We start from the raw sequence: 5,100 nt of genomic DNA, 5'->3' as shown, positions 1-5,100 counted from the left end.
GCTAAGCGACTACCATATCTCACAGGGGGCAACCCCCAACTACTTCCGGCGTTCTAGGGCTTAACTTCTGTGTTCGGCATGGGTACAGGTGTATCTCCTAGGCTATCGTCACTTAACTAGCTGAATTAACTTACAATATCTTATTGCCTTGTCAACTCAAAATTGAATAACTACTCAAAGCTCACAATACTTAAAAAACGCTGCGCTCAATGAAAATTGGATAAGTCCTCGAGCTATTAGTATTAGTCCGCTACATGTGTCGCCACACTTCCACTCCTAACCTATCTACCTGATCTTCTCTCAGGGCTCTTACTAACTTGCGTTATGGGAAATCTCATCTTGAGGTGGGTTTCACACTTAGATGCTTTCAGCGTTTATCCCTTCCCTACATAGCTACCCAGCGATGCCTCTGGCGAGACAACTGGTACACCAGCGGTAAGTCCACTCTGGTCCTCTCGTACTAGGAGCAGATCCTCTCAAATTTCCTACGCCCGCGACGGATAGGGACCGAACTGTCTCACGACGTTCTGAACCCAGCTCGCGTGCCGCTTTAATGGGCGAACAGCCCAACCCTTGGGACCGACTACAGCCCCAGGATGCGACGAGCCGACATCGAGGTGCCAAACCTCCCCGTCGATGTGAACTCTTGGGGGAGATAAGCCTGTTATCCCCAGGGTAGCTTTTATCCGTTGAGCGATGGCCCTTCCATGCGGAACCACCGGATCACTAAGCCCGACTTTCGTCCCTGCTCGAGTTGTAGCTCTCGCAGTCAAGCTCCCTTATACCTTTACACTCTGCGACTGATTTCCAACCAGTCTGAGGGAACCTTTGGGCGCCTCCGTTACCTTTTAGGAGGCGACCGCCCCAGTCAAACTGCCCGTCAGACACTGTCTCCGATAGGGATCACCTATCCGGGTTAGAGTGGCCATAACACAAGGGTAGTATCCCAACAACGCCTCCATCGAAACTGGCGTCCCGATCTCATAGGCTCCTACCTATCCTGTACATGTGGCACAGACACTCAATATCAAACTGCAGTAAAGCTCCATGGGGTCTTTCCGTCCTGTCGCGGGTAACCTGCATCTTCACAGGTACTAAAATTTCACCGAGTCTCTCGTTGAGACAGTGCCCAAATCATTACGCCTTTCGTGCGGGTCGGAACTTACCCGACAAGGAATTTCGCTACCTTAGGACCGTTATAGTTACGGCCGCCGTTTACTGGGGCTTCAATTCATACCTTCGCGTTTCCGCTAAGCACTCCTCTTAACCTTCCAGCACCGGGCAGGCGTCACCCCCTATACATCATCTTACGATTTAGCAGAGAGCTGTGTTTTTGATAAACAGTTGCTTGGGCCTATTCACTGCGGCTGACATCAGTCAGCACCCCTTCTCCCGAAGTTACGGGGTCATTTTGCCGAGTTCCTTAACGAGAGTTCTCTCGCTCACCTGAGGCTACTCGCCTCGACTACCTGTGTCGGTTTGCGGTACGGGTAGAGTATGATACAACGCTAGAAGCTTTTCTTGGCAGTGTGACATCACTCACTCGCTACTAAACTTCGCTCCCCATCACAGCTCAACGTTATAGGTATAAGCATTTGACTCATACCACGCCTCACTGCTTAGACGTACATCCATTCGTACGCACGAGTTAGCCTACTGCGTCCCTCCATCACTTCATACTCTAGTACAGGAATATCAACCTGTTGTCCATCGGATACACCTTTCGGTCTCTCCTTAGGTCCCGACTAACCCAGGGCGGACGAGCCTTCCCCTGGAAACCTTAGTCTTACGGTGGATGGGATTCTCACCCATCTTTCGCTACTCATACCGGCATTCTCACTTCTATGCGTTCCAGCGCTCCTCACGGTACACCTTCTCCACACATAGAACGCTCTCCTACCATACCTATAAAGGTATCCACAGCTTCGGTAAATTGTTTTAGCCCCGGTACATTTTCGGCGCAGGGTCACTCGACTAGTGAGCTATTACGCACTCTTTGAATGAATAGCTGCTTCTAAGCTAACATCCTAGTTGTCTGTGCAACCCCACATCCTTTTCCACTTAACAATTATTTTGGGACCTTAGCTGGTGGTCTGGGCTGTTTCCCTTTCGACTACGGATCTTAGCACTCGCAGTCTGACTGCCGACCATAATTCATTGGCATTCGGAGTTTATCTGAGATTGGTAATCCGGGATGGACCCCTCACCCAAACAGTGCTCTACCTCCAAGAATCTTCATGTCGACGCTAGCCCTAAAGCTATTTCGGAGAGAACCAGCTATCTCCAAGTTCGTTTGGAATTTCTCCGCTACCCACAAGTCATCCAAGCACTTTTCAACGTGCCCTGGTTCGGTCCTCCAGTGCGTTTTACCGCACCTTCAACCTGCTCATGGGTAGGTCACATGGTTTCGGGTCTACATCATGATACTAAGACGCCCTATTCAGACTCGGTTTCCCTACGGCTCCGTCTCTTCAACTTAACCTCGCATCATAACGTAACTCGCCGGTTCATTCTACAAAAGGCACGCTCTCACCCATTAACGGGCTCGAACTTGTTGTAGGCACACGGTTTCAGGTTCTATTTCACTCCCCTTCCGGGGTACTTTTCACCTTTCCCTCACGGTACTGGTTCACTATCGGTCACTAGGGAGTATTTAGGGTTGGGAGATGGTCCTCCCAGATTCCGACGGGATTTCGCGTGTCCCGCCGTACTCAGGATTCTGCTAGGTACAGATTCTATTTAAAATACGAGGCTCTTACTCTCTTTGGCTGACCTTCCCATGTCATTCTTCTATAAAATCTGAGTCCACATTGCAGTCCTACAACCCCGAAGAGTAAACTCTTCGGTTTGCCCTCCTGCCGTTTCGCTCGCCGCTACTAAGGCAATCGCTTTTGCTTTCTCTTCCTGCAGCTACTTAGATGTTTCAGTTCACTGCGTCTTCCTCCTCATCTCCTTAACAGAGATGGGTAACAGGTAGTACCTGTTGGGTTCCCCCATTCGGACATCCCCGGATCTGCGCTTACTTACAGCTCCCCGAGGCATTTCGTCGTTTGTCACGTCCTTCTTCGGCTCCTAGTGCCAAGGCATCCACCGTGCGCCCTTACTAACTTAACCTTATTTTTGACCTTTCAGTCTTAAACTCATTAATATTCACAGCGTTTCGGTTTATTTTCTTGTTACTATTTGATATAGTTATTCAATTTTCAATGGACAAGTTTAGAATAGTCATCACTATCCTAATGGAGCCTAGCGGGATCGAACCGCTGACCTCCTGCGTGCAAAGCAGGCGCTCTCCCAGCTGAGCTAAGGCCCCACAAGACCTCTCAAAACTAAACATGACGACCAATGGCTTCCGTTTTTCCTTAGAAAGGAGGTGATCCAGCCGCACCTTCCGATACGGCTACCTTGTTACGACTTCACCCCAATCATCTATCCCACCTTAGGCGGCTGGCTCCTAAAAGGTTACCTCACCGACTTCGGGTGTTACAAACTCTCGTGGTGTGACGGGCGGTGTGTACAAGGCCCGGGAACGTATTCACCGCGGCGTGCTGATCCGCGATTACTAGCGATTCCGACTTCATGTAGGCGAGTTGCAGCCTACAATCCGAACTGAGACTGGCTTTAAGAGATTAGCTTGCCGTCACCGACTTGCGACTCGTTGTACCAGCCATTGTAGCACGTGTGTAGCCCAGGTCATAAGGGGCATGATGATTTGACGTCATCCCCACCTTCCTCCGGTTTATTACCGGCAGTCTCGCTAGAGTGCCCAACTAAATGATGGCAACTAACAATAAGGGTTGCGCTCGTTGCGGGACTTAACCCAACATCTCACGACACGAGCTGACGACAACCATGCACCACCTGTCACCGGTGTGCCGAAGCAAAATCCTATCTCTAGGACGGGCACCGGGATGTCAAGACCTGGTAAGGTTCTTCGCGTTGCTTCGAATTAAACCACATGCTCCACCGCTTGTGCGGGCCCCCGTCAATTCCTTTGAGTTTCAACCTTGCGGTCGTACTCCCCAGGCGGAGTGCTTAATGCGTTAGCTGCGGCACTGAGTCCCGGAAAGGACCCAACACCTAGCACTCATCGTTTACGGCGTGGACTACCAGGGTATCTAATCCTGTTTGCTCCCCACGCTTTCGAGCCTCAGCGTCAGTTACAGACCAGAGAGCCGCTTTCGCCACCGGTGTTCCTCCATATATCTACGCATTTCACCGCTACACATGGAATTCCACTCTCCCCTTCTGCACTCAAGTTAAACAGTTTCCAAAGCGTACTATGGTTAAGCCACAGCCTTTAACTTCAGACTTATCTAACCGCCTGCGCTCGCTTTACGCCCAATAAATCCGGACAACGCTCGGGACCTACGTATTACCGCGGCTGCTGGCACGTAGTTAGCCGTCCCTTTCTGGTAAGATACCGTCACAGTGTGAACTTTCCACTCTCACACTCGTTCTTCTCTTACAACAGAGCTTTACGATCCGAAAACCTTCTTCACTCACGCGGCGTTGCTCGGTCAGACTTCCGTCCATTGCCGAAGATTCCCTACTGCTGCCTCCCGTAGGAGTCTGGGCCGTGTCTCAGTCCCAGTGTGGCCGATCACCCTCTCAGGTCGGCTATGTATCGTCGCCTTGGTGAGCCGTTACCCCACCAACTAGCTAATACAACGCAGGTCCATCTGGTAGTGGTGCAATTGCACCTTTCAATTGACTATCATGCAATAGTCAATGTTATGCGGTATTAGCTATCGTTTCCAATAGTTATCCCCCGCTACCAGGCAGGTTACCTACGCGTTACTCACCCGTTCGCAACTCATCCAGAAGAGCAAGCTCCTCCTTCAGCGTTCTACTTGCATGTATTAGGCACGCCGCCAGCGTTCGTCCTGAGCCAGGATCAAACTCTCATTAAAAGTTTGAGTTCTCACTCATTTCTGTCACTGACAGATTTATTGTTTTTTCTTTGTTCAGTACTACAACATATGTTGTAGCGCCCTGCACATTGGTTCGTCTTGTTCAGTTTTCAAAGGTCTTTATCGCTCTCCCAAGCGACAACTATATCAGTATATCACCTATCTACTCCCTTGTCAACACTTTTTT

1 tRNA gene and 3 rRNA genes are annotated in these 5,100 nt (G+C 50.2%); all 4 read right to left on the bottom strand.

From position 1 onward, the window contains the following. The 4 genes from rrf to FXF62_RS10590 all read right to left on the bottom strand — a co-directional run bounded on the left by rrf (window position 1) and on the right by FXF62_RS10590 (window position 4,913). Window positions 1-116, bottom strand: a 5S ribosomal RNA gene (gene rrf, locus FXF62_RS10605). Window positions 117-216: 100 nt separating this feature from the next. Beyond that, window positions 217-3,114: ribosomal RNA gene (locus FXF62_RS10600) — 23S ribosomal RNA — on the bottom strand. Between the two features lie 126 nt (window positions 3,115-3,240). Beyond that, a tRNA-Ala gene (locus FXF62_RS10595) sits at window positions 3,241-3,313 on the bottom strand. Window positions 3,314-3,366: 53 nt separating this feature from the next. After that, window positions 3,367-4,913, bottom strand: a 16S ribosomal RNA gene (locus tag FXF62_RS10590). The 16S, 23S and 5S rRNA genes sit together here with 1 tRNA gene alongside, the layout of an rRNA operon. Window positions 4,914-5,100 lie beyond the last annotated feature (187 nt).

The sequence above is a fragment of the Streptococcus cristatus genome (assembly GCF_008369405.1).
GTDB classification, from domain to species: Bacteria; Bacillota; Bacilli; order Lactobacillales; family Streptococcaceae; genus Streptococcus; species Streptococcus cristatus_G.
This window is presented reverse-complemented; position numbering and strand designations above follow the sequence as displayed.